This is a genomic window from Halomonas sp. AOP27-A1-41, from assembly GCF_052378605.1.
GTDB classification, from domain to species: Bacteria; Pseudomonadota; Gammaproteobacteria; order Pseudomonadales; family Halomonadaceae; genus Vreelandella; species Vreelandella citrativorans.
In genome coordinates, this window is sequence record NZ_JBQSXT010000012.1 from 1 (window position 1) to 20,455 (window position 20,455).

A 20,455-nucleotide genomic window follows, 5' to 3' on the forward strand; every position below is an offset into this window, starting at 1 on the left:
GAATATCCGGGGCGATTCAAAGTAGTTGAGCTGGTGTATTGCATTGAGCGCTAACTCTGATTGAGTTTTAGCCTCACCAATATGACCCTGAGTGCTGGCAGATTCAGGTCAATCTCGATAGCCAGTACCTCCCGGTTAAAGTCGTCCTGCACGTTAAACGTCCGAAACCGGCGACCACTGAACAGACTGTCGCTCACATGGCCCAGCATTGATTGACGGAGGCTGGTACGCTCAATGGCCCCGGGTTTCGTGTCGGGAGCCGTTTCTTGCCCCGTCGTCGTTTATTCAGGTTGAGTGCACAATATAGCCGGTGGACCCGCTTGTGATTCCATCCATACCCCCCAGCGTTGCAGCACCTTGAAGGTTTTTCTGAAGCCGTAGGCGAGATAGCGGTTAGTTGCGCTTTGAAGCGCTGCAATTACTGGTTCATCCCGGGAGGTGTTTGGCCGATACCGGTACACAGAGTCACTGATGCCAGCGATACGGCAGGCCCGTCGGAGACTAACGCCATGAGCCTGCTTGAGATAATCCACCCGTTCTCGTCGAACAGCCGGCTTTACAGCTTTTTTCGATGACATCCTTCAGAAGCTTGTGGTCGAGGCTGAGCTCGGCGTACATCTGCTTCAGACGGCGGCTTTCCTTTTCCAGCTATTTAAGACGCTTCCATGCCGCCGTACTTGGCTTTAGTTGTAGTAGGTCGCATCGGAGATGCCGTACTCCCGACATACTTCCTTGACCAGGCGTCCGCCCTCGACTTCCTTCAGGGTCTTGACGATCTGAGATTCGGTGTACCGTTATTTCTTCATGCCGTTCTCCGATTGCCTCATTGTAGGCTGGAGAACTCTAATCACGCATGCACCGATTTTAGGGATGGTTACAGCACCGACGTTACAGCACCGACGGCGATGTGTGGCTGCAGCGCTGGATCCAACCCATGCAACTACGCATTGACGAGCAATGGCACTATGTCGAAGAGTGCGTGCGCGTCGATGGCCGGTGGCGTGCCGCCTCCCGCTGAGAGCGCATCAACGGCGAATGGGTGCTAACCCGTGACGCCCGTACTTGGGCACTGCATGAGCTTGAATGGGAGGATGATCATTTTTGGGAGGGAGTTGCCGAGACCCAGTAGCGCCGTCGAAGGGGTAAAAGTCGCGCGGGTAACACGAGCAAGATTCACTTGGTCGTGGTTGCTTATGGGCCGCTGATTGTGTTCAGCGAAAGCATGGCGGCATTAGCCTTAGCCTTTGGTTTTATGATTACCCATGTAAACAGGCCTTAATAAATGTTTATCTTATTAAATTAAATTTGGCAAGACAATTGCTAGCTCGTTAACTTGACAAGCATGCTCAGAGCTGACCAAACTCCCATGCTACTGACAATAAATCCAAATCACAGGGCATCTTATTATGAAAAAACTATCTTTTGTATCCACCGCAATGCTTTGTTCGGCTATTAGTGGAAGCTTTTTTATAACCTCTGCGCATGCTCAGGAAACTTACACTGTCGGTGTGGAAGCTGCTTTTCCGCCTTGGGCATACGTTGAGAGTGGTCAATTCAAAGGTATTGCCATTGATGCAATGGAGGCCATTGCAGATGAGGCTGGTTTTGAAATTGAGTTTCAGGATATGCCCTTTTCATCCTTGATCCCTGCGTTAGCGGCAGAAAGAATTGATATTCTCGCAACTGGGCTGACGGTGACGGAAGAGCGCAGTCAGAATATCGACTTTACAATCCCTTGGTGGGAAACGAACGATGTTGTGTTGGTACCGGAGGATTCTGATCAAAACATCTTTACTGCCGTGTGCTGTGGTGCACGCGTGGGTGTTCAAGGTGGCTCTTCACAGCAAGCCTGGATGGAAGAGAATGTTGTGAACTCCAGTGATATAGACGTCGAACTTGCCAGGTACGATAACTATGTCACTGCGGTTGATGATATGGCCATTGGTCGTATTTCCTCCGTAATCGTCGACGATACATCTGCTCAGGAATATATCAACGCGGGCAGACCGGTAAAAATGGCAGGTAAAATTTACATACGTGCCCCGTTAGCACTTGCCGTTACAAAAGGTGACCCTCAGGAAATTCTAGGCATTCTAAACCAAGGGATTCTGACAGCTTATGAAGATGGTACGTGGGGTGAGATTGTTGAAGAATACATTCCTGGCGTAACGCCTCCTGCGATTCCCGGTCATATGCCCGACTTTGTTGACACTTATCAAAAGCCTGTTGCTGGTCTTCCCGAGTTAGGTAACGAATAACTTTTCGGTTTATTAAGAAGCGGCCTGATTTTATTTAGGGCGCTTCCTGTCTGCCTCGTAGGGAAGCTTTCATGAATATCTATGACGTATTGATACGTGATTTCCCTTTCTTGCTTAAAGGGTTAGGCGTTGCCATTGTTCTGTTAGCGGCGCTTCTATTGATCGGTTTTGTGCTTGGGATGGCGATTTGTTTAATCCAGCTCTATGGGCCTAAGTCACGCCTGGTGCAGTGGCCATTAAAAGTGTATGAACGTATTTTTCGCGGCATTCCGATCATCATCATGTTGTTCATATTCTATTACGGTATCTCGGGCGTTTGGGATGTTTCAGCATTTGGTGCCGCTGTTCTTGCCATGGGGCTGCGCTCAGCGGCTTACCAGTCGCAGATTTTTCGTAGTGCATTTCAGTCAGTGCCTGCCGGGCAAATGATGGCAGCTCGCGCCATGGGGATGTCCAAATTAAGTGCCATCCGGCACATCATGTTCCCGCAGGCAGCACGCCATGCGATTGGCCCGTGGACAAACGAGTTTTCTTCCGCGATTAAAGAGACTTCTCTGGCTTATGTGATTGGTGTCGTTGAGCTTACACGCCAGGCACACTATATCATTACCAGTACTCAGGGAAATGTTTTGACCGTGTTTGCCGTGATCGCGCTTATGTACTTCATTCTTAATCGTGCGGGTAACAGCTTGCTGTACGCTTTTGAGCGTAAGCTGGCCGTACCAGGCTTTGAAAAATAATATAAGGGGTTCAGCCTACAATGGCCAACGATCTGATTCTGGACGTGCAAGACCTGAAAAAAGCCTACGATGGGGTGGATGTTCTCAAAGGCATCAGCTTTAGTTTGAGAAAAGGTGAAACCAAGGTGCTGATTGGCCCTTCAGGGTCGGGTAAAAGTACTTTGTTGAGATGTATTAACTATCTCACCATACCGGATGCCGGTTGTATCAAGCTAAACGGTGAAGAAGTCTTGGACACTAATATTGATGCAATGAGGGCGCGAATGGGCTTTGTTTTCCAAGATTTCAACCTGTTTTCTCACTTAACTGTGCTCGACAATGTGCGTATTTGCCAGATCAAAGTGAAGGGTAAAGATAAAACTTCCGCCACTGAACGGGCACATCAAGAACTAGAGCGGGTCGGCTTGACCGATAGGGCAAATGCTTATCCAGCTGAACTTTCCGGTGGCCAGCAACAACGTGTATCGATAGCGCGTGCTTTGGCGATGGATCCCGATGTTTTGCTGTTTGATGAGCCAACATCGGCGCTTGATCCTGAGCTAACGGGAGAAGTGACGAAAGTGATGCAACAGCTCGCCAAGGAAGGGATGACAATGGTGGTCGTGACTCATGAAATGAGCTTCGCACGTCAAGCTGCTGACGAGATTATTTTTATGGAACATGGATATATAGTTGAGCAAGGGAAGCCTGAAGTCATGTTCAATCAATCTACCCACGAGCGGACACGCGCTTTTCTCAACGTTATTGCCGAGCACGGGTGAGCCATGCAGGAGTTCATCGAATTTGGGATTGAATGGCTGCCCTCTCTGCTTGCGGGTGTTCCTGTTACGCTGTCGCTGTGGATAATTGCGATTACGTTGGGGTTCTTTCTAGGGCTCATACTGTGTTGGGCTCGGGTGTATGGCAATCGTTTTTTTTATTGGATTAGCACTGGGTATGTGGAGTTGTTCCGCGGAACACCCATGCTAGTGCAAATGTTTTTTATCTATTTGGGGCTGCCTCATGTCGGGATTGTTTTCGATGCATTCACGGCTGCTGTTATCGCCATCACACTTAATAGTGCGGCTTATCAGGCAGAGTATTTTCGTGGATCAGTGCTGTCGGTGCCAAAAGGGCAGTTGGTAGCTGCACGGGCGTGTGGGATGAGCCAGTGGCAGGCTATTCGCCATATTCTGCTGCCACAGGCATTGCGTCGCGTGATTCCTCAATGGTCAAACGAGGCGATCATCGAACTCAAATTTACCTCTATTGCTTTTACGATCGGTGTAGTGGAGATCACCGCGGTTGCGTCAGATATTGGCTCACGCACGCTGGACTTTTTTATGGTCTTTCTCTGGGCGGGGGTGATTTACCTGGTGTTGACATCTACCGTAGCGAGCTTGTTAGGTCTGCTCGAAAGACGGACTTATGTTCCAGGTGTTACCAATATTTAATTTTTCCGGTGAGCTATGGGCCTGTTAACTTTTGTCAGGTAGCGACAACCTAGGCAAGCCTCAGGAAGCTGAGCATGGTAGACAGCTATGTTAAAAATGTGCCGCTAGAGTGATGCCGCTTTGCACTCATAATCCCATGCCCAGTTAACGGCAGATGGATTCACGAAAAATGTGGGGTAACTATATTCGGAGAAAGGGGCAAACCAGTCAGCAAGGATTTTGTATAACTAAGAGCTTCTACCGAGATAATCGAACTGATACCGCCGGGAAGTAAAAATACAAAAAAACAGGTTTTGATAACCTGCGTATGTTGATCCAGTTGCAGCATCGCGAGGTGACATGAACGAGTTGCCGCACGTTCCTTCCAGTGTAGAAATCTTTACGCATATCCGCATCATCGTAGGAATGGTGCTGGGGCTCAGCGTTAGTCGCCTGATTATCGGCCTCACGCGTTTCGTTCAACATCCGGGGCGGGAGAAAATTTATCTCCTACACATAGGCTGGGTGCTATTCCTGCTACTGTTCATCATTCATTTCTGGTGGTTTGAATTCGCGCTCGCCCATCGCCCGAACTGGTCCTTCGCAATCTATTTCTTCCTGATATTCTACGCTAGCCTGTTTGCAGCCTTGTCGGCGATTCTGTTTCCAGATCGCATGGACGAATATCAGGGATATGGTGATTGCCTCCAAAAGCGCAGCCGGAGCTTTTATGTTTTGCTGCTAGTGCTTTTGGTCGTCGATGTTATCGACACCCTGATCAAGGGCGGTGACTATTATGCAGCCCACTATGGCTGGTATTACCCGGTTCGCCAAGCGGTGCTGATTGCCGGAACCATATTGGCGCTGGTCTGGCGATCAGAACGCTATCAGGCGGGGTTCGTTGTATTTGCGCTCCTGTTTCAGGTGATCTGGATCGTCAGCCTGTTCGAAGTGATCGACTGACCATCGTCCGGGGCGTCAATATTCGGGAAATAGCGTGTGGTGATACCCACGCCTCGTATAAATTGCTCGGCAACATGGGTGTTGCATCGGATACAATGAAGACCGTTAGTAAAATACGAGCAGCCATGATCACGCGGTCAGTAGTGTTATCCAGGCGAGTGCCAGCACTATGCAAGCGGCGGCAACTGGAACGCCTGCACGGCAAAATTCACGCATGCTAATGGTGATGCCGCGACTTGCCGCCTGCTCAACCACAATAATGCCCGCCAGGCTTCCAAAAATGATGAGGTTACTGGAAAAGCCTGTACTCAATGCCAGCGCTGCACCAAGCGCATCCACATCCCCTGAATGCTGTAAATATGGCGCCAGCAGCATTACCGCAGGATTATTCCCAATAACATTACTTAAGACTGAGCCGACAATAAAAAGTGTTGTTGGGTCGGAAAAGTCGATGCCTGCCGCCTGCATTTCGGTGATGATCTTTTGCGGCAGTCCTGTCTGTGCGAGCGCTGCATTCACAACAAACAATCCCATTAATAAAAGCAGCAGATTCCCATCAACCGTGCCGAGCACCTCCTTGGAAGATAAGCGGCGGTTCACCAGAATAATACCTGCTGCTGACAGAGCAATAAGTTCGCGAGGTAAGTCTGAAAATACAAAAGCAGAAATTACACCAATAGTCACAATCGCGGCTTTAAGGGTTTCTAATCGGTCCATTGATGCTATCGGCGCTGGCGACTCACATGGCACACTCGGATTATGCGGCGCAAGCTTCCAGTTGCCTCGATAGAGCAGGGCTACAACGCCCCAAACGAGTGGTAAGGAAAGCAGCGCAGGTACCAGTGCAACTTTCATAAATCCGGTAAACGATAAGCCCAGCGCTTGGGCTGCAATCATATTTTGTGGGCTGCCAATAATAGTGGCTACCGAACCGGTATTGGTCGCAAAGCAAAAGGCCAACAAAAATGGCGTTGGGTTAAGTCCACGAGAGAGGGTTATCGACACTAACAACGGTGTCATGGCAACCACGACGACATCATTCGTTAGCACCGCCGACAGGCCTGCCCCCGTTATTACTAGCAGCGCAAGCAAGCGCGGAGGAGAGACATCCATCGAGGCCACTTTACTGGCGAGCCATGCGTAAAACCCAGAAACGGAAAAAGCACCTGACACGATCATTAGCCCGAATAATAAGCCGACCGTTTCATAATCGATTGCATTCCAGGCAGCCTCATCGGTAATCCTCTGAAAGCCAATCATGGCGACAGCACCAACGACGGCCGCGCCCGTTCGGTCAACACGAAAACCAGGAAGATGGCCGAGTGCTAATGCCAGATAGACCAGCAGAAATATGATGACAGTTATATCCACTTTATCCTCGTACCAACGATTTTGGTGCCTACGTATAAAAGACAGTAGTGCTAATGCCTAAAAGCTTATGCCAGACCCGTTTTGTCGGGCCCTTTGGCTGCCGGGTTAATCTCGGCTTGCGCCAATGTTTTTTCGAGTAGCTGGTCATAAATGGGGCGCCCGCCGATCCATTGAGCCACCATATTGGCAGTGACACATGTGGCTATCAGAGGCATAACCATTGTATAGGAAGCTGTCAGCTCAAGGGTCAGGGCTACGCCGACCACGGGAGCGCGCACTGAGGCCGAGAACAGACCGCCCATCGCCGCTATACCGAATGCCAGTGGGACGATGCCGGCTGATGGCGCTAAGGCATCAAGGGTGCCACCAAAAGCCAAGCCAACGCACATTGATAAAGCCAGCATAGGCGCGAAGATACCGCCTGGTGTGCCGGCTGAATAACTGGTAACCATCGTGCAATAGCGCATTATCGCCAATAGCAGAAGAAACATTAATCCTTGGCTGTGCTCAGCAATAAACGTCAGAGCATATTCGCCACCTGTCACGGATAACGGCATGAGAATAAGCAGCGCCCCAACTGCAAAGCCGACAAGCGCGGGAAAGAGGTAGGGGATGCGTGCATTGATGCTCGATGCGAGTACCGCCATGTGCATAAGGCCTGCATTCAATGCAACACCGAGAACGCCGAGAAGGCAGCCTAGCGCCACAAACGCTGGCAGTAGCCAGTTTTCAGGGGCTGCAACCAACATGGAAAAATCGGGCGCTGTACCCCCGATGACTTGCGTCATCACGGTTGCCAGCAGCGCGGCAACGATAATGCCCATATACGTCCGGAACGTATAAGGAAACTGACGGTGTGTCTCTTCAATGATGAAAAGAATAGCAGCAAGGGGAGCATTGAAGGCGCAAGCCAAGCCAGCCGCTGCACCAGCGCCAAGCATGCCGCGCCGCTCAGTTTCGCTTACCTTAAAAAAATCGGTGATCGCCGCGGAAAACGAAGCACCGATATGAATGGTGGGGCCTTCACGTCCAAGGACCATGCCAGAAGCAATGGCCGCCACACCCGTGAAGAACTTGATAGGAAGCACTCGGCGCCAGTGGACGGTTCTTAAGCCCAGCATGGCACCTTCAATTTCTTGCACGCCACTACCACGCGCCTCAGGGGCATAGCGGTTCACGAAATAGGCGGAAAGAACCGTAATGCACATCGTGATTAGTGCAGCCGAGATAATGAGCACAGTACCGCTAATATGCTCAGCCAACAGATGTGGCCAAACCTGGAGGCGGTCGATCAAAAGGTGGAAAAACGAGCCGACCGTGCCTGTTAATATTCCCGTTATTCCGGCAAGTGTGACATAGCGTATCTGGGCATTACGATTTCCCGGTCTGTCTAGATTTTCGACAGGATCGTCCATCATTGAGTATCTCAGTTTGGATAGTTCAGGGAGACATGCTCTGTCTCCCCGTTGGGTGCCCAGCACCTTGCTTATGCCTGAAGTAGTGAGCTTAAAAAATCACATTTCCGTTTGATTCAGTAGTCCCATCTGAGAGGTTCCGCCTCACAGCGCATGTGATCGGAGTGAAACCTCTGCTTTTGTGATGGTGACGGGAATGGATTTATAAGCAGGGACCTCGCTTTCGTGGTCCTTGTCATCCAGACCAACAAGGCAGTTGGCTTCCGGGAAGTACGTTGCCAATGAGCCACGCGAAATCGAATAATCAACCAGTGTCAGCCCTGCCAAAATTCGATCTCCTGACCGTACGTCGACGACATCACCTTCTTCGAGCCCCAGGTCTGCTAGATCATCACGGTTTGCGAACAGTACATCACGCCTGCCGTGGACGCCTCGATAACGGTCATTCAAGCCGTATATTGTTGTATTGTATTGATCATGGCTACGTATGGTGGTCAGCGTGAGTGCTGTATCATCGCGTCCGTCATCTTCGTCTGTACCCGACATGACAAGGAAGTGCGCTTTGCCGTCAGGCGTATCCCATTCTCGCTGACTTGCACCAACTCTCAGACGAAAGCCGCCTGGTTTTTGAATACGCTCATTGAAGTCAAAGAAATCCGGAAACACAGCCTCAATTTTGTCACGGATCTGGTTATAGTCGGCAATCAGCGCCTTCCAGTCGACGGCCGTTTCGGGCAGTGCTGCCATGGCGAGGCCTGCAATAATGGCGGGCTCTGAGCGCAGTTCATCTGATGCGGGCTTTAGGCCGCCCCTTGATGCATGGACCATCGACATTGAGTCTTCGACAGTGATGCTTTGTGGGCCCGTTTCCTGGATATCATGCTCGGTTCGGCCTAAGCACGGTAGGATGATGGTTTCATGTGCTGTCAGCAGGCAGGTTCTGTTGAGTTTTGTGACAATCTGGATGTTGAGATCAAGGCCGCGGAAGGCATCGTAGGCGATTTGGGGATCGCTCATGGCGACGGCAAAGTTACCGCCCAAACCGATGAATGTCTTTGATCGTCCATCACGCATCGCAGCCAGTGCGTTGACGGCATTATGACCATGGGCACGAGGGCTTTTAATACCGAATGCCTTATCTAGCCGCGACAGAAATGCCTCGTTTGGAATCTCTGTGATGCCGACTGTTCTATCACCTTGAACATTGGAGTGGCCCCGCAATGGGCAAATTCCAGCACCGGGGCGTCCCATATTTCCGCGTAGTAGAAGCAGGTTGACCATTTGCTGGATGGCTTCTGTCCCATGCCGGTGCTGGGTGATACCCATGCCATAGCAGAAGATAACGTTCTCGGCAGATGCATAGATGTCTGTAAGCGCTTCAATTTGTTCACGCGGTAGGCCCGAACGGCGAATAATGGTGTCCCAGTCTGTATTTTCAATATCCGACTTCAACGCCTCAAAGCCAACCGTGTGTTCGGCAATAAAAGAGCGATCAAGCAGGCCGCTCCCACCTGCGTTCATGTTTTTCGTATCAGCATCAAACAGCGATTTCATAATGCCTTTGAACACGGCTACGTCGCCGCCGACCTTCACCTGAAAATAAGCACGATCAATACCTGTTGCGCTATCAGTGAGCATTTCACCGGGCGATTGTGGGTCCTGAAACCGCTCCAGGCCTCGTTCACGTAACGGGTTAATAACCACCACCGGCTTTCCGCGCTTCGAGACATCCGCCAGCGTTCTGAGCATACGTGGGTGGTTGGTTCCAGGGTTATGCCCTATACAAAAAACGGCATCAGCCTGCTCAAAATCATTCAGCGTCACTGTCCCTTTGCCGATGCCAATCGATTTTGGTAGCCCGACACTGGTAGGCTCATGACACATGTTGGAACAGTCGGGAAAATTATTCGAGCCGAATTCACGTGCAAAAAGCTGATAAAGAAAGGCAGCTTCGTTGGATGCCCGTCCTGAGGTATAGAACTCCGCTTGCGTAGGATCGTCGAGATTATTCAGAGCGTCTGCAGCCCGGCTAAATGCTTCTTCCCAGCTTACTGGAACGAAATGATCAGTTTGGGCATCAAAACGTACAGGCTGCGTCAAACGCCCTTGGTTTTCCAGCTGGTGATCCGACCATTCCCAAAGCTCTGAAACGGTGTGTGTGTCAAAGAATTCTGACGTGACGCGTTTGGATGTCGCCTCCCAGGTGACGGCCTTGGCGCCATTTTCGCAAAATTCAAACGATGATGTGTGTTCGGGGTCCGGCCATGCACAGCCTGGGCAGTCAAAGCCATCGGGCTGATTCATTTGCAATAATGCGCGCGTATGGGTACTCATCCCCATTTCTTCACGCACTGCTTCGGCGACAGCTTTGAGTGCTCCCCACCCGCCAGCCGGTTTATTATAAATCTTGATTCCTTTGGCCATGCTGGTTCGTCCCCCAGTGTGTTTTAAAGCATTTAATTATTGGTAATATAGATTAATTCTTAATGTTAGCTTAGCAAATGCTTTCGGCAAAACCGATTGTTTTCTATCTTGGGAAAATTGCTTGCCACAATAGCGCGTTATGTGTGGCTCGCTAAAGATTTTGTCTATCAAGGACGCATTAGAACGAAAAAAGAAGTAAATGTGAGAAGGCTGCACAGGTTGGTGACACGAACATGTCACTTTTCCTACCAAGAGATTTTGCCAAGGAAAGAGCGGGGGTTGCTAGTTACTCAACTGCAAACTCTTGGCATCGGCACACTGCTGAGCGTTATCCATTTCAAGGAGAGCCGTATGGACCGTATTTTTGCGTGGGATGACCATCATGGCCGGGTGGTTTATCGCATACCCGGCTGTACTCATAAGGATGGACGTGAGGATAGCGATTTGTCGCCGGTATGGTTGCCTGCAAAGGCGTCTGAGCTGCCGGAAAATGTGCGTCTTGAAGATCTTCGAAGGGTATCGGTGGAAGAGTAAGTGAAAAAAGCCAGAAAGGGCACTGGCGAGCTTAATAATATGCCCTGCCAGTGCCACTCCAGTATTACGGTGTTAATATGTCAATGACTTTAACTTCATAATTGTCATCATGAATGGCGACTACCTTGATAAGAGCGTCTCTCGACACCTGTTTATATTCATCACGTTTATCAATTAGGCCAAAATGCTCTCGCTCGTCGCCGACAGTTAATGCGTCATTAAAATCCGTTTTTGGCAACATCAGTATATCGTCAATCATTATGGACATGATATTTCTCCATCAGCCGTCGTTATTTCATGCTATTTTTTAGGACTCCGTTAGAACGTTTTAGTTTGCTTGTGATCACACAATGGCTGCGTTAAAGGTGGCTTTAATGTTTGTTAATTTAGCTATAGAAAAGCCGCCGACGAATGGCGTGAGCGGCTTTTAGGGAAAGCATAACGAATGAGCAGGTAATGAGCAGGTAATAAGCAGGTTACTCGTCAGCCTCATGATCGGCCAAGGCTGCCGCGACAGCTTCTTCCCATTGGCCTTCCGTTATTCCCCAGTGCTTCATTTCAGCCGAATCAGCCTTACCTTCGGCTGCTGCACGGAGCTTTTCAGCTGAGCTACTTTCAAAGCAGTGTTTTGCAAAGGCTTTTGTCTTTCCGTCGTGTAGTTGACTAATCATCTGCATGGTTAGCTCCTTTCCTTGGTCAATATCGGCCTTGATAAAGGTAAGACAGACTAGAGTGTAGATTGTTTCTTGTTTTTTGCTTTAGGATCTTAATCTTAGGGCATCAAGTTAGGGCATCAAGCTTAGAGTAGCGTATCAATAATAATTTTAATGGCGATACCCGTAAGCAGCAGCATGATTAAATTATCAAACCAACGGTGTGGCATTCGATTCCCCAGGTAGGCACCCAGCGGCATGGCCGTCAAAATGATGCCTAGCGCAATGACGCTATAAAGCGAACGCTGCATTGTCAGTATGTCAGCCTTTAAGAGCGCGGGAATTTGCACGCAGGTAATCGCCACAAAAAAGACGGAAATTGAGCCAATAAACACAGGCCTTTCGAGCTTCATCGCATTCAAAAATGTAATTGAAGCGGGAGCGGACATGCCCGCAGCGCCTTGCAATATACCGCCCAGTAAGCCAGCCGGGATGACGAATCGTGAAGCCAGTGCGTAGGAAAGTACCAAGCGCCGCCTTGTTAGTTTGATGATTAGATACAAGACAATCGCGCCCGCAACGCCTAACGAAAGCAGCTTTGGCGAGAGAACCACTAACCCCCAAGTGCCCAGAATAATACCTAGCGCGCCCGCTATCGAAAAAGCAGCCAGAAACCGGATGGGCAGTAGGTGGCGCCGGTATTGCCATACCTGAAGCAGGTTGCTAAGCAGGTTGGGAACAACCAGTACGGCAATCGCGAGCTTAACGTCATAAAGCATGGTAAATACCGGCACAACCAACACCGGCACACCCGAACCAATAGCACCTTTAATAATGCCAGCAGCTAACAGCGTCAGTAGGGCGATGAGCAAGGTTTTCTTCCGGGAGCAAGTGAAGCAGCCGATTTCTCGGCTGCAGATACTGGTAATTGTGCTGCAAATAGCGCCTTGGGGCTGCGGTTATTTTAAAACATAACACGGCGTGTAGGGCTGGCCATCAAGTTTCATGCGCCCTTGGGCAACAAATGAGGTCAGTAACTCATCCAGGTGCTGCATCAGAGCAGGTTCTGCGGTTAGCACAAAGGGACCGTGGGCTTTAATGGCTTTAATGCCTTGTTCCTTAACATTTCCAGCCACAATCCCAGAAAAGGCACGACGAAGATTGGCGGCAAGTTCATGCTTGGGCTGCTGGCGATGCAGAGCGAGCTCACGCATGGCTTCGTGGGTAGGTTCGAAGGTCGCTTGAAAATCTCGTGCAATGGTGAGACGCCAATTATAGTAAAAGGCATCCTGCTGATTGCGCCGGAACTCTTTAATGGTATCAATCCCGGTACGCATCTTACGGGCGACCGCCACCGGGTCACCGGTAATGATAGTGTAGTAGCGACGAATTTCTTCGCCCAGGGTATAGACCAGAAATTCGTCTATTTTTTGGAAATACGCGGCTGAGTCCGCAGGCCCTGTGAAAATGAGAGGGAAGGGGGTTTCACTGTTATTTGGATGCAGCAGTATGCCGAGTAGATACAAAATCTCTTCAGCCGTACCGACCCCGCCAGGGAAGACGATAATGCCATGGCCTAGACGTACAAACGCTTCCAAACGCTTTTCAATGTCAGGCATGACGACGAGTTCATTAACAATGGGATTGGGGGCTTCTGCAGCAATAATGCCTGGCTCGGAAATCCCCAGGTAACGGCTATCCTGACGCCGCTGTTTGGCATGAGCAACATTTGCGCCTTTCATCGGTCCTTTCATGGCGCCAGGCCCACAGCCGGTACAAATGTCTAAATCACGCAGCCCAAGATGGTAGCCAACATCTTTTGAGTACTCGTACTCATCACGTGAAATGGAGTGTCCGCCCCAGCAAACTACCAGGCTTGGGTCACGCCCAGGTTTTAATGTGCCGGCTTTACGCAAAATATGAAAAACGGCGTTGGTGGTTCCTTCCGCTGTATTAAGGTCAAAGCGGTTGTGGTTCTGAATCTCGTTATATACGTAAACAATATCGCGAATAATGGAGGAGAGGTGCTCACGAATGCCGCGTATCATCTGGCCATCGACAAAGGCTTCTGCGGGCGCATTGGTTAGCTTTAAGCGAATTCCTCTATCCTGTTGTAACACCTCAATATCAAAATCTTTATACGCTTCAAGAATAGCCACACTGTCATCGGTGGGCCTTCCGCAATTCAAGACAGCCAGTGCACAGCGGCGCAGTAAATCATGTAAGCCGTTTTGTGAGGTGCTTTGTAGCCGATTAACCTCGTGCTGTGAAAGCACTTCAAGGCTTCCTTCGGGAGAGATAATGCTAGAGATAGTGGCACGAGGCTGGATAATTGATGTCATTAGTGCGTCGATTCCTGGTCATTTTTTTAACTCATTGCATACTAGCACGCTAAAGCGGTGGGTACAGCGCAACCAGTGACAAGCCCAACTGTGCTACTCTATGCGCAAAATACGCGCACACGGTGGCTATAGAAAATGGCGTTTTATTATGTTTAATGCCCAGTATTTTCGGACATTTATTACGTTAGTTGAGACCGGTAGTTTTACACGTACGGCACATCGCCTGGAGATGACCCAGCCCGGGGTTAGTCAGCATGTACGTAAATTGGAAAACTACCTTGATAAAACGCTAATTGAGCGTAAAGGGCGAATTTTTACCTTAACGGAATCGGGTCGCCGTGCTTACGATTACGCGTTAAAACTCTTTGCTGAGCATGAACAATTTCGTCATGGCTTGGATGATGACTCCCTGGACAGTGGTGAGTGCCGTATTGCGTCGCCTGGAAGTGTTGGCCTCATGCTGTATCCGTTTATGTTAGGTCAGCAGCAAATGCATCCTAATTTAACCGTTAATTATAGCTTTGCGTTTAACCATGAGATTGTGAATGACTTGCTGGAAGGGCGCTACGATATAGGTATCGTGACGGACGCGCTCAACCATCCTGACCTTACCTGCACGCTATGGCATAAAGAGCCGCTGTGCCTAGTGGTGCCCGCTGATTTTGCCGGGAGTACGCTGTCTGATTTAATGGGTATCGGCTTTCTTAACTACTACGATGGCATTAACCACGCGTATTCACTGTTGAGAGCGAATTATCCAGGTGAGTTTCGCTCAATGACACATTTTCGCTACCAGGGGTTTACCAACGAAGTCGGTATGGTGCTGGATGCGGTTGCTCGCGGGCTTGGGTTTACAGTGGTTTCTTTATTGGTATTGGAAACGTCACCGTGGCAACGTCAGGTGAAAGCGTTAACCTTACCCATTGCGGTGAATGAAGAGCTCTATCTGCTACGTCGGCGTGACTCCGTACTTCCTAAACGCTATGAAAAACTGTTGGATGGTTTTTGTAAGCAACGCATCCAGGAAAGAACGCCTCTGGTACCCGAATAAGGGCTCAAAGGCGTTCACTTGCTGAAGCGTTGGCTTACGTATTAGGCGTCTAGCGTGTTTTACTTCCGGTATTCATCAATGCCCGGGCAAGAACAAATAAGCTGACGATCCCCAAACACATTATCCACCCGATTAACGGTTGGCCAGTATTTGGCTGCAGTGACCGCCTCAGTGGGAAAAGCGCCCAGTTGGCGGTCATAAGGCCGCTCCCATTGGCTGTCCATAATGTCGGCCTGCGTGTGGGGGGCGTTAACCAACGGGTTGTTATCCAGCGTCCACTCGCCACTTTCAACACGCTTGATCTCTTCGCGGATGGCAATCATGGCATCGCAGAATCGGTCAATTTCATAGAGCGACTCGGACTCGGTCGGCTCTATCATCAGTGTGCCTGGCACCGGAAATGACATGGTGGGCGCATGGAAGCCATAGTCCATCAGCCGCTTGGCAATATCTTCCTCACTGATACCTGACGCTGCTTTTAGTGGGCGAATATCAATAATGCATTCGTGGGCAACCATGCCGTTAGTTCCCCGATAGAGAATGGAGTAGGACTCCTCTAGGCGCTTGGCGGTGTAGTTAGCGTTCAAAATGGCTAACTGTGTTGCCTCGCGAAGCCCCCGGGCGCCCATCATTTTAATATAGGCCCACGAGATAGGCAGGATGGATGCGCTGCCAAACGCTGCCGCTGAGACGGCACCGCTCTCTGGGTTAACGCCATTGATAGGTGTCACCACGTGGTTGGAGACATAAGGCGCCAGGTGAGCTTTTACGCCGATAGGCCCCATGCCCGGGCCGCCGCCGCCGTGGGGAATGCAGAAGGTCTTATGTAGGTTAAGGTGCGATACGTCGCCCCCGAAGTCGCCTGGGCGCGTGAGCCCCACTTGAGCATTCATATTGGCGCCATCGACATACACTTGGGCACCGTGCTGATGCACCACGTCACAGACCTTGCGCACATGAGATTCGAAAACACCATGGGTCGAAGGGTAAGTAATCATGATCGCCGAGAGCTTGTCGCTATGCTGGGCGGCTTTGTCCATTAGGTCATTTATATCGATATTGCCGTTCTGATCACACTCTACAACGACCACCTCCATGCCCACCATGGCCGCTGTTGCCGGGTTGGTACCATGGGCAGAGCTTGGGATCAAGCACACATTACGGTGTGCTTCGCCTTGCGCAGCCTGGTAACGGCGAATGGCCAGCAGGCCCGCGTACTCACCCTGCGCGCCCGAGTTAGGTTGCATGGAAATATGATCGTAACCGGTGATTTCTACCAGGAACGCGGCCAGTTCATCAATCATCTGATGATAGCCAGCGACCTGGTCGCGCGGCGCAAACGGGTGCAAGTCTGCAAACGCAGGCCAGGAAATAGGGATCATTTCGCTGGTAGCGTTAAGTTTCATGGTGCAAGAGCCTAAAGGGATCATCGCATGGGCAAGCGACAAGTCCTTATTCTCCAGGCGTTTTAGATAACGCAGCATTTCTGTTTCGCTGCGGTATCGGTTAAAGGTGGGGTGGCTCAGAAAACCACTTTCCCGCTGGCAGGCGGCGGGGATGCCCGTGGTAGCGCTGGCAATTACCTGCTCATCCAGCGCTGCGACAGAAAGCCCGTGTTCATTACCCAGCAGCACATCAAATAGGGTGGCAACATCGTGTGCGGTGGTTGTTTCATCCAGGCTGATGCCTACATCGCCATTGGCGAAGTAGTGGAGATTGACATCGTGCGTCATGGCGCGGCCATGAATTTTACCTGCATCTACCTGGGTTAAGCGCAGCGTATCAAACCAGCTGTTATGCACCAGCGAAACGCCAGATTGCTGCAAGCCTTGCGCAAGCAATGTGGTGAGCCGATGGACACGCCCAGCAATTTTACGCAGCCCTTCAGCACCGTGGTAGGTCGCGTAGAACCCTGCGATATTGGCTAAAAGAGCCTGCGCCGTGCAGATGTTGGAGGTGGCCTTTTCGCGACGGATATGCTGCTCGCGCGTCTGCATGGCCATCCGCAGGGCGGTGTTGCCTCGGCTATCTTTGGATACGCCAATAATACGCCCGGGAATAGAGCGCTTAAGCTTATCTGAGGTGGCAAAGAACGCCGCATGTGGGCCACCAAAGCCCATCGGCACCCCAAAACGCTGCGAATTGCCAATCACGATATCCGCACCTAACGCGCCGGGTTCCTTGAGAAGCACCAGACTCAGCAAGTCAGAGGCTACACAGGTCATGATATTATGGGCAGTGGCCGCCTGTAACAGAGGTGCCAAGTCACGTACTTCGCCGCTGGCGGAAGGGTACTGAAGCAACGCGCCAAACACATCATGGTCGGCAAGCGTATCGGCAGGCCCTGTAATGATTTCAAAACCAAAAAAATCAGCGCGGTTTTTTACGACATCAAGGGTTTGCGGAAAAATATCGTCGGCAATAAAGAAAGCGTTGGATTTGCTCTTTTTATTACTCCGCTTACATAGCGCCATGGCTTCTGCGGCTGCCGTGGCCTCATCCAGTAATGAAGCATTGGCAAGCTCCATTCCGGTCAGGTCCATAATAACCTGCTGAAAGTTTAATAATCCTTCCAACCGGCCTTGAGAAATTTCTGGCTGATAGGGCGTATAAGCGGTGTACCAACCCGGGTTTTCGAGCACATTACGTTGAATAACCGCTGGCATATGCGTGCCGTAATAACCCTGGCCAATATAGCTTTTAGCAACACGGTTCTGGCGAGCCAGCTGGCCTAAGTACTCAAGCGCTTCAGCCTCACTACGTGGGTCATCCAGGTTCAGTTCGCGGCCAAGGCGAATATCGCTGGGTATGGTTTGCTCAATCAGATCTTCCATGCGCTTGATATTGAGCACGTTTAACATGGTATCTACGTCGTCGGCATTCGGGCCGTTATGACGTTTGATAAAAGCATCGTGGTCGGCCAGTTCGGACAAGCGGCGTGTTTCAAATGACATGGGAAGATTCCGAGCGAGAAAGAGAAGCGTGGTAGAGGCATAAAATACAAAGCCTGCCGTAAAGGGCAGGCTTTGCGGTATTAATCGTCAGTGCTTAATGTGGCCTGATAAGCATCAGCATCCAGTAAGCCGTCCAGATTCTGGTCGGTCAGGCGTACCTTCATCAGCCAGCCGCCTTCATAGGGTGCGTCGTTCACCGTTTCGGGTGAGTCTTCAAGCGCGTCATTAATTTCGATAACTTCCCCGCTTACCGGGGCGTAGAGATCGGAAGCCGCCTTTACTGATTCAATAACGCCGAACTCTTTGCCCTGGGTAAGCGTTTGACCTACTTCGGGTAGTTCAACAAATACCACATCGCCAAGCGCTTCTTGGGCGTGGTCACTAATCCCTACACTGACGGTGCCGTCTTGATGATCAAGTACCCATTCATGGCTTTTCGCGTAACGCAGATTTGAAGGAAGGTTGCTCATGATGATTCCCTTTATGAAACAATTGACTGGACAGGCTAATACTAGCGCTTGTCGGAAGTCTTGGCGACTACCAGCGTGCCAGCCAATAAACGAATTTTTAAGCATGTTAACGTGTTTCTGATCGGAAACAAGTTTCCTGTGAGCTAAAAAATGCTCAGCAAGGGAGATTTTATGACCCAGCGTGCCTATCGGGCGGGGAGGTACGAAGGCATTTACTATTTAGAAGGGCCTAAGCATAGAAGCGAACAGGGATAATGGTGTAAAACATACAGGTGGTTCACCTGAGCATGTTAATAATTGCCTCTATCATGCTATCAAAGATGGGGCGTGCCCATGACATCGCTATATTAGCTAAACAAAATAATCGTGAATGCCCGTTTTCTGACGGCCAAACATCTATAAAAATTGAACTAATAGGGTAAGGAGAAGCGTGTGGAAACGTTAAATAGCCTTTTTGGGGCGATCAATGGCGTCGTATGGGGGCCATTGATGTTGATTTTGCTACTGGGTGTGGGGATCTACCTACAAATTGGTTTAAAATTAATGCCCATCAGAAAGTTGGGCATGGGGTTCAAGCTACTTTGGCAGGGGCGTGAGCCTAAACCTGCCCACAAGGACTCCGTCGCTAAGGCTGGCGTCGACAAGTCCGATGAAGACGGCGAAATTTCTCCCTTTAATGCCCTGATGACGGCGCTTTCAGCCACCATTGGTACCGGCAATATTGCCGGTGTGGCCACCGCAATTGCATTAGGTGGCCCAGGTGCTGTGTTTTGGATGTGGATTACAGCGCTGGTGGGAATGGCAACAAAATTTGCCGAAGCGGTATTGGCTGTACGCTATCGTGAAACAGATAATACCGGCCACCACGTAGGTGGCCCCATGTTTTATATTAAAAACGGGCTGGGTAAAAAGTGGCTTTGGCTTGGCGGTCTGTTCTCGTTTTTTGGTGCTGTCGCAGCCTTTGGTATTGGTAACACGGTGCAGTCTAACTCGGTCGCTGATGCGATGGACGTCACCTTTGGCGTACCGCATTGGCTTACCGGTGTCATCATCATGGTATTGGCCGGCGCGGTCATTCTAGGTGGCATCAAGCGGATTGCGAAAGTCGCTGGGAAGCTCGTACCGATCATGGGGATTGCCTATGTGATTGCCGGTGTGCTGGTGCTGATTGTTAACGCAGGGCAAATCGGCGAGGCCTTTAGCCTGATCTTCTACTACGCCTTTAACCCCATGGCGGCGGCAGGTGGTTTTGCGGGTGCCGCTGTGATGGCCGCTATTCGCTTCGGTGTGGCGCGGGGTATTTTCTCCAATGAGGCAGGTTTAGGTAGTGCGCCTATTGCTCATGCCGCGGCCAGAACTAAAAACCCGGTTCGCCAAGGGCTTATTGCCATGCTGGGCACCTTCATTGATACCATTATCGTTTGTACTATTACGGCACTGGTGATCCTGACCTCTACGGTATGGCAAACGGGTGAAGAAGGCGCATCGCTTACCGCGCTCTCCTTTGACCAGGCACTGCCTGGATTCGGTAACCCCATTGTGGCTATCGCGCTGGCTATCTTTGCCTTCACGACTATTCTAGGCTGGTCGTTTTATGGTGAAAAATGTTTCCAGTTCCTGTTTGGAACGCGCTCCATCATGCTCTATCGCGTTCTGTTCGTATTAGCCATTCCACTGGGTGCTATTGCGCAACTCGGCTTTATCTGGCTCATGGCCGACACCTTTAATGCCATGATGGCCATTCCTAACCTGATTGCGCTGGCGCTGCTTTCCCCGGTGGTTTTCAAGCTCACCAAAGACTACTTTGCGGGCAAGGAAGTGTTAGCCGGTGAAGAACTCGACCATGACAAGTAAGCGATATTGGCCGC

17 protein-coding genes and 1 pseudogene are annotated in these 20,455 nt (G+C 50.5%); 8 read left to right on the top strand and 10 right to left on the bottom strand.

The features are described 5' to 3' along the window. Positions 1–74 precede the first annotated feature (74 nt). Positions 75–776 (bottom strand): annotated as a pseudogene (locus ACT3TC_RS09470) (transposase); the annotation flags it as partial. A gap of 630 nt (positions 777–1,406) precedes the next feature. Here ACT3TC_RS09470 and ACT3TC_RS09475 point away from each other — a divergent pair. The 5 genes from ACT3TC_RS09475 to ACT3TC_RS09495 all read left to right on the top strand — a co-directional run bounded on the left by ACT3TC_RS09475 (position 1,407) and on the right by ACT3TC_RS09495 (position 5,373). Beyond that, complete coding sequence (locus tag ACT3TC_RS09475; protein ID WP_444639820.1) at positions 1,407–2,258, top strand: ABC transporter substrate-binding protein; 852 nt, start codon at positions 1,407–1,409, stop codon at positions 2,256–2,258. A gap of 71 nt (positions 2,259–2,329) precedes the next feature. Then, positions 2,330–2,998, top strand: coding sequence for an amino acid ABC transporter permease (locus ACT3TC_RS09480; RefSeq protein WP_444639821.1), 669 nt, complete (start codon positions 2,330–2,332; stop codon positions 2,996–2,998). A 20-nt stretch (positions 2,999–3,018) separates the two neighbouring features. After that, on the top strand, positions 3,019–3,759 hold the full coding sequence (locus tag ACT3TC_RS09485; RefSeq protein WP_444639823.1) for an amino acid ABC transporter ATP-binding protein: 741 nt from the start codon (positions 3,019–3,021) through the stop codon (positions 3,757–3,759). 3 nt (positions 3,760–3,762) lie between these two features. Then, positions 3,763–4,431 (top strand): amino acid ABC transporter permease, encoded by a 669-nt coding sequence (locus tag ACT3TC_RS09490; protein ID WP_444639824.1) that lies wholly within the window; start codon positions 3,763–3,765, stop codon positions 4,429–4,431. A gap of 339 nt (positions 4,432–4,770) precedes the next feature. Continuing rightward, positions 4,771–5,373, top strand: a complete 603-nt coding sequence (locus tag ACT3TC_RS09495) for a hypothetical protein (RefSeq protein WP_444639825.1) — start codon at positions 4,771–4,773, stop codon at positions 5,371–5,373. A 129-nt stretch (positions 5,374–5,502) separates the two neighbouring features. Here the strand turns inward: ACT3TC_RS09495 and ACT3TC_RS09500 are convergent, their stop codons facing one another. The 3 genes from ACT3TC_RS09500 to ACT3TC_RS09510 form a co-directional block, all read right to left on the bottom strand. Continuing rightward, positions 5,503–6,744, bottom strand: coding sequence for an SLC13 family permease (locus ACT3TC_RS09500; RefSeq protein ID WP_444639826.1), 1,242 nt, complete (start codon positions 6,742–6,744; stop codon positions 5,503–5,505). 65 nt (positions 6,745–6,809) lie between these two features. After that, a complete protein-coding gene (gene clcA / locus ACT3TC_RS09505; protein WP_444639827.1) occupies positions 6,810–8,162 on the bottom strand; it encodes a H(+)/Cl(-) exchange transporter ClcA in 1,353 nt (450 codons plus the stop codon). A gap of 141 nt (positions 8,163–8,303) precedes the next feature. Beyond that, positions 8,304–10,583, bottom strand: coding sequence for an FdhF/YdeP family oxidoreductase (locus ACT3TC_RS09510; RefSeq protein WP_444639828.1), 2,280 nt, complete (start codon positions 10,581–10,583; stop codon positions 8,304–8,306). 279 nt (positions 10,584–10,862) lie between these two features. Between ACT3TC_RS09510 and ACT3TC_RS09515 the strand changes: the two genes are divergently transcribed. After that, positions 10,863–11,117: a hypothetical protein gene (locus tag ACT3TC_RS09515; RefSeq protein WP_444639829.1), complete on the top strand. Its 255-nt coding sequence runs from the start codon at positions 10,863–10,865 to the stop codon at positions 11,115–11,117. 64 nt (positions 11,118–11,181) lie between these two features. Here ACT3TC_RS09515 and ACT3TC_RS09520 read toward each other — a convergent pair whose 3' ends face one another. The 4 genes from ACT3TC_RS09520 to ppnN form a co-directional block, all read right to left on the bottom strand. Next, positions 11,182–11,385, bottom strand: coding sequence for a hypothetical protein (locus tag ACT3TC_RS09520; RefSeq protein ID WP_444639831.1), 204 nt, complete (start codon positions 11,383–11,385; stop codon positions 11,182–11,184). A gap of 208 nt (positions 11,386–11,593) precedes the next feature. Then, a complete protein-coding gene (locus ACT3TC_RS09525; RefSeq protein ID WP_444624392.1) occupies positions 11,594–11,794 on the bottom strand; it encodes a hypothetical protein in 201 nt (66 codons plus the stop codon). Between the two features lie 122 nt (positions 11,795–11,916). After that, positions 11,917–12,642, bottom strand: coding sequence for a sulfite exporter TauE/SafE family protein (locus ACT3TC_RS09530; RefSeq protein WP_193053517.1), 726 nt, complete (start codon positions 12,640–12,642; stop codon positions 11,917–11,919). 87 nt (positions 12,643–12,729) lie between these two features. Beyond that, positions 12,730–14,112 carry a nucleotide 5'-monophosphate nucleosidase PpnN gene (gene ppnN, locus ACT3TC_RS09535; protein WP_216657936.1) on the bottom strand — a complete coding sequence of 461 codons (1,383 nt, stop codon included), beginning with the start codon at positions 14,110–14,112 and terminating at the stop codon, positions 12,730–12,732. Between the two features lie 148 nt (positions 14,113–14,260). On the opposite strand from ppnN, the gene ACT3TC_RS09540 reads away from it, so the two are divergent. Next, entirely contained in the window at positions 14,261–15,163 is a 903-nt protein-coding gene (locus ACT3TC_RS09540) for a LysR family transcriptional regulator (RefSeq protein ID WP_172116569.1), read from the top strand. A gap of 59 nt (positions 15,164–15,222) precedes the next feature. On the opposite strand, the gene gcvP is transcribed toward ACT3TC_RS09540, so the two are convergent. Both gcvP and gcvH read right to left on the bottom strand, forming a co-directional pair. Next, positions 15,223–18,117 (bottom strand): aminomethyl-transferring glycine dehydrogenase, encoded by a 2,895-nt coding sequence (gene gcvP / locus ACT3TC_RS09545; protein WP_444639832.1) that lies wholly within the window; start codon positions 18,115–18,117, stop codon positions 15,223–15,225. Between the two features lie 80 nt (positions 18,118–18,197). Then, entirely contained in the window at positions 18,198–18,587 is a 390-nt protein-coding gene (gene gcvH / locus ACT3TC_RS09550) for a glycine cleavage system protein GcvH (RefSeq protein WP_172116571.1), read from the bottom strand. Positions 18,588–19,019: 432 nt separating this feature from the next. Here gcvH and ACT3TC_RS09555 point away from each other — a divergent pair, with 432 nt between their 5' ends. Then, entirely contained in the window at positions 19,020–20,441 is a 1,422-nt protein-coding gene (locus ACT3TC_RS09555) for an alanine/glycine:cation symporter family protein (RefSeq protein ID WP_444639833.1), read from the top strand. The last annotated feature ends 14 nt before the right edge of the window (positions 20,442–20,455 follow it).

What these genes read in the sequence shown, in the direction of transcription:
- ACT3TC_RS09475 (WP_444639820.1), top strand. Translation starts at nt 1,407, where the DNA reads ATGAAAAAACTATCTTTTGTATCCACCGCAATGCTTTGTTCGGCTATT.
- ACT3TC_RS09480 (WP_444639821.1), top strand. Translation starts at nt 2,330, where the DNA reads ATGAATATCTATGACGTATTGATACGTGATTTCCCTTTCTTGCTTAAA.
- ACT3TC_RS09485 (WP_444639823.1), top strand. Translation starts at nt 3,019, where the DNA reads ATGGCCAACGATCTGATTCTGGACGTGCAAGACCTGAAAAAAGCCTAC.
- ACT3TC_RS09490 (WP_444639824.1), top strand. Translation starts at nt 3,763, where the DNA reads ATGCAGGAGTTCATCGAATTTGGGATTGAATGGCTGCCCTCTCTGCTT.
- ACT3TC_RS09495 (WP_444639825.1), top strand. Translation starts at nt 4,771, where the DNA reads ATGAACGAGTTGCCGCACGTTCCTTCCAGTGTAGAAATCTTTACGCAT.
- clcA (WP_444639827.1), bottom strand. Translation starts at nt 8,162, where the DNA reads ATGATGGACGATCCTGTCGAAAATCTAGACAGACCGGGAAATCGTAAT.
- ACT3TC_RS09510 (WP_444639828.1), bottom strand. Translation starts at nt 10,583, where the DNA reads ATGGCCAAAGGAATCAAGATTTATAATAAACCGGCTGGCGGGTGGGGA.
- ACT3TC_RS09520 (WP_444639831.1), bottom strand. Translation starts at nt 11,385, where the DNA reads ATGTCCATAATGATTGACGATATACTGATGTTGCCAAAAACGGATTTT.
- ACT3TC_RS09525 (WP_444624392.1), bottom strand. Translation starts at nt 11,794, where the DNA reads ATGCAGATGATTAGTCAACTACACGACGGAAAGACAAAAGCCTTTGCA.
- ppnN (WP_216657936.1), bottom strand. Translation starts at nt 14,112, where the DNA reads ATGACATCAATTATCCAGCCTCGTGCCACTATCTCTAGCATTATCTCT.
- ACT3TC_RS09540 (WP_172116569.1), top strand. Translation starts at nt 14,261, where the DNA reads ATGTTTAATGCCCAGTATTTTCGGACATTTATTACGTTAGTTGAGACC.
- gcvP (WP_444639832.1), bottom strand. Translation starts at nt 18,117, where the DNA reads ATGTCATTTGAAACACGCCGCTTGTCCGAACTGGCCGACCACGATGCT.
- gcvH (WP_172116571.1), bottom strand. Translation starts at nt 18,587, where the DNA reads ATGAGCAACCTTCCTTCAAATCTGCGTTACGCGAAAAGCCATGAATGG.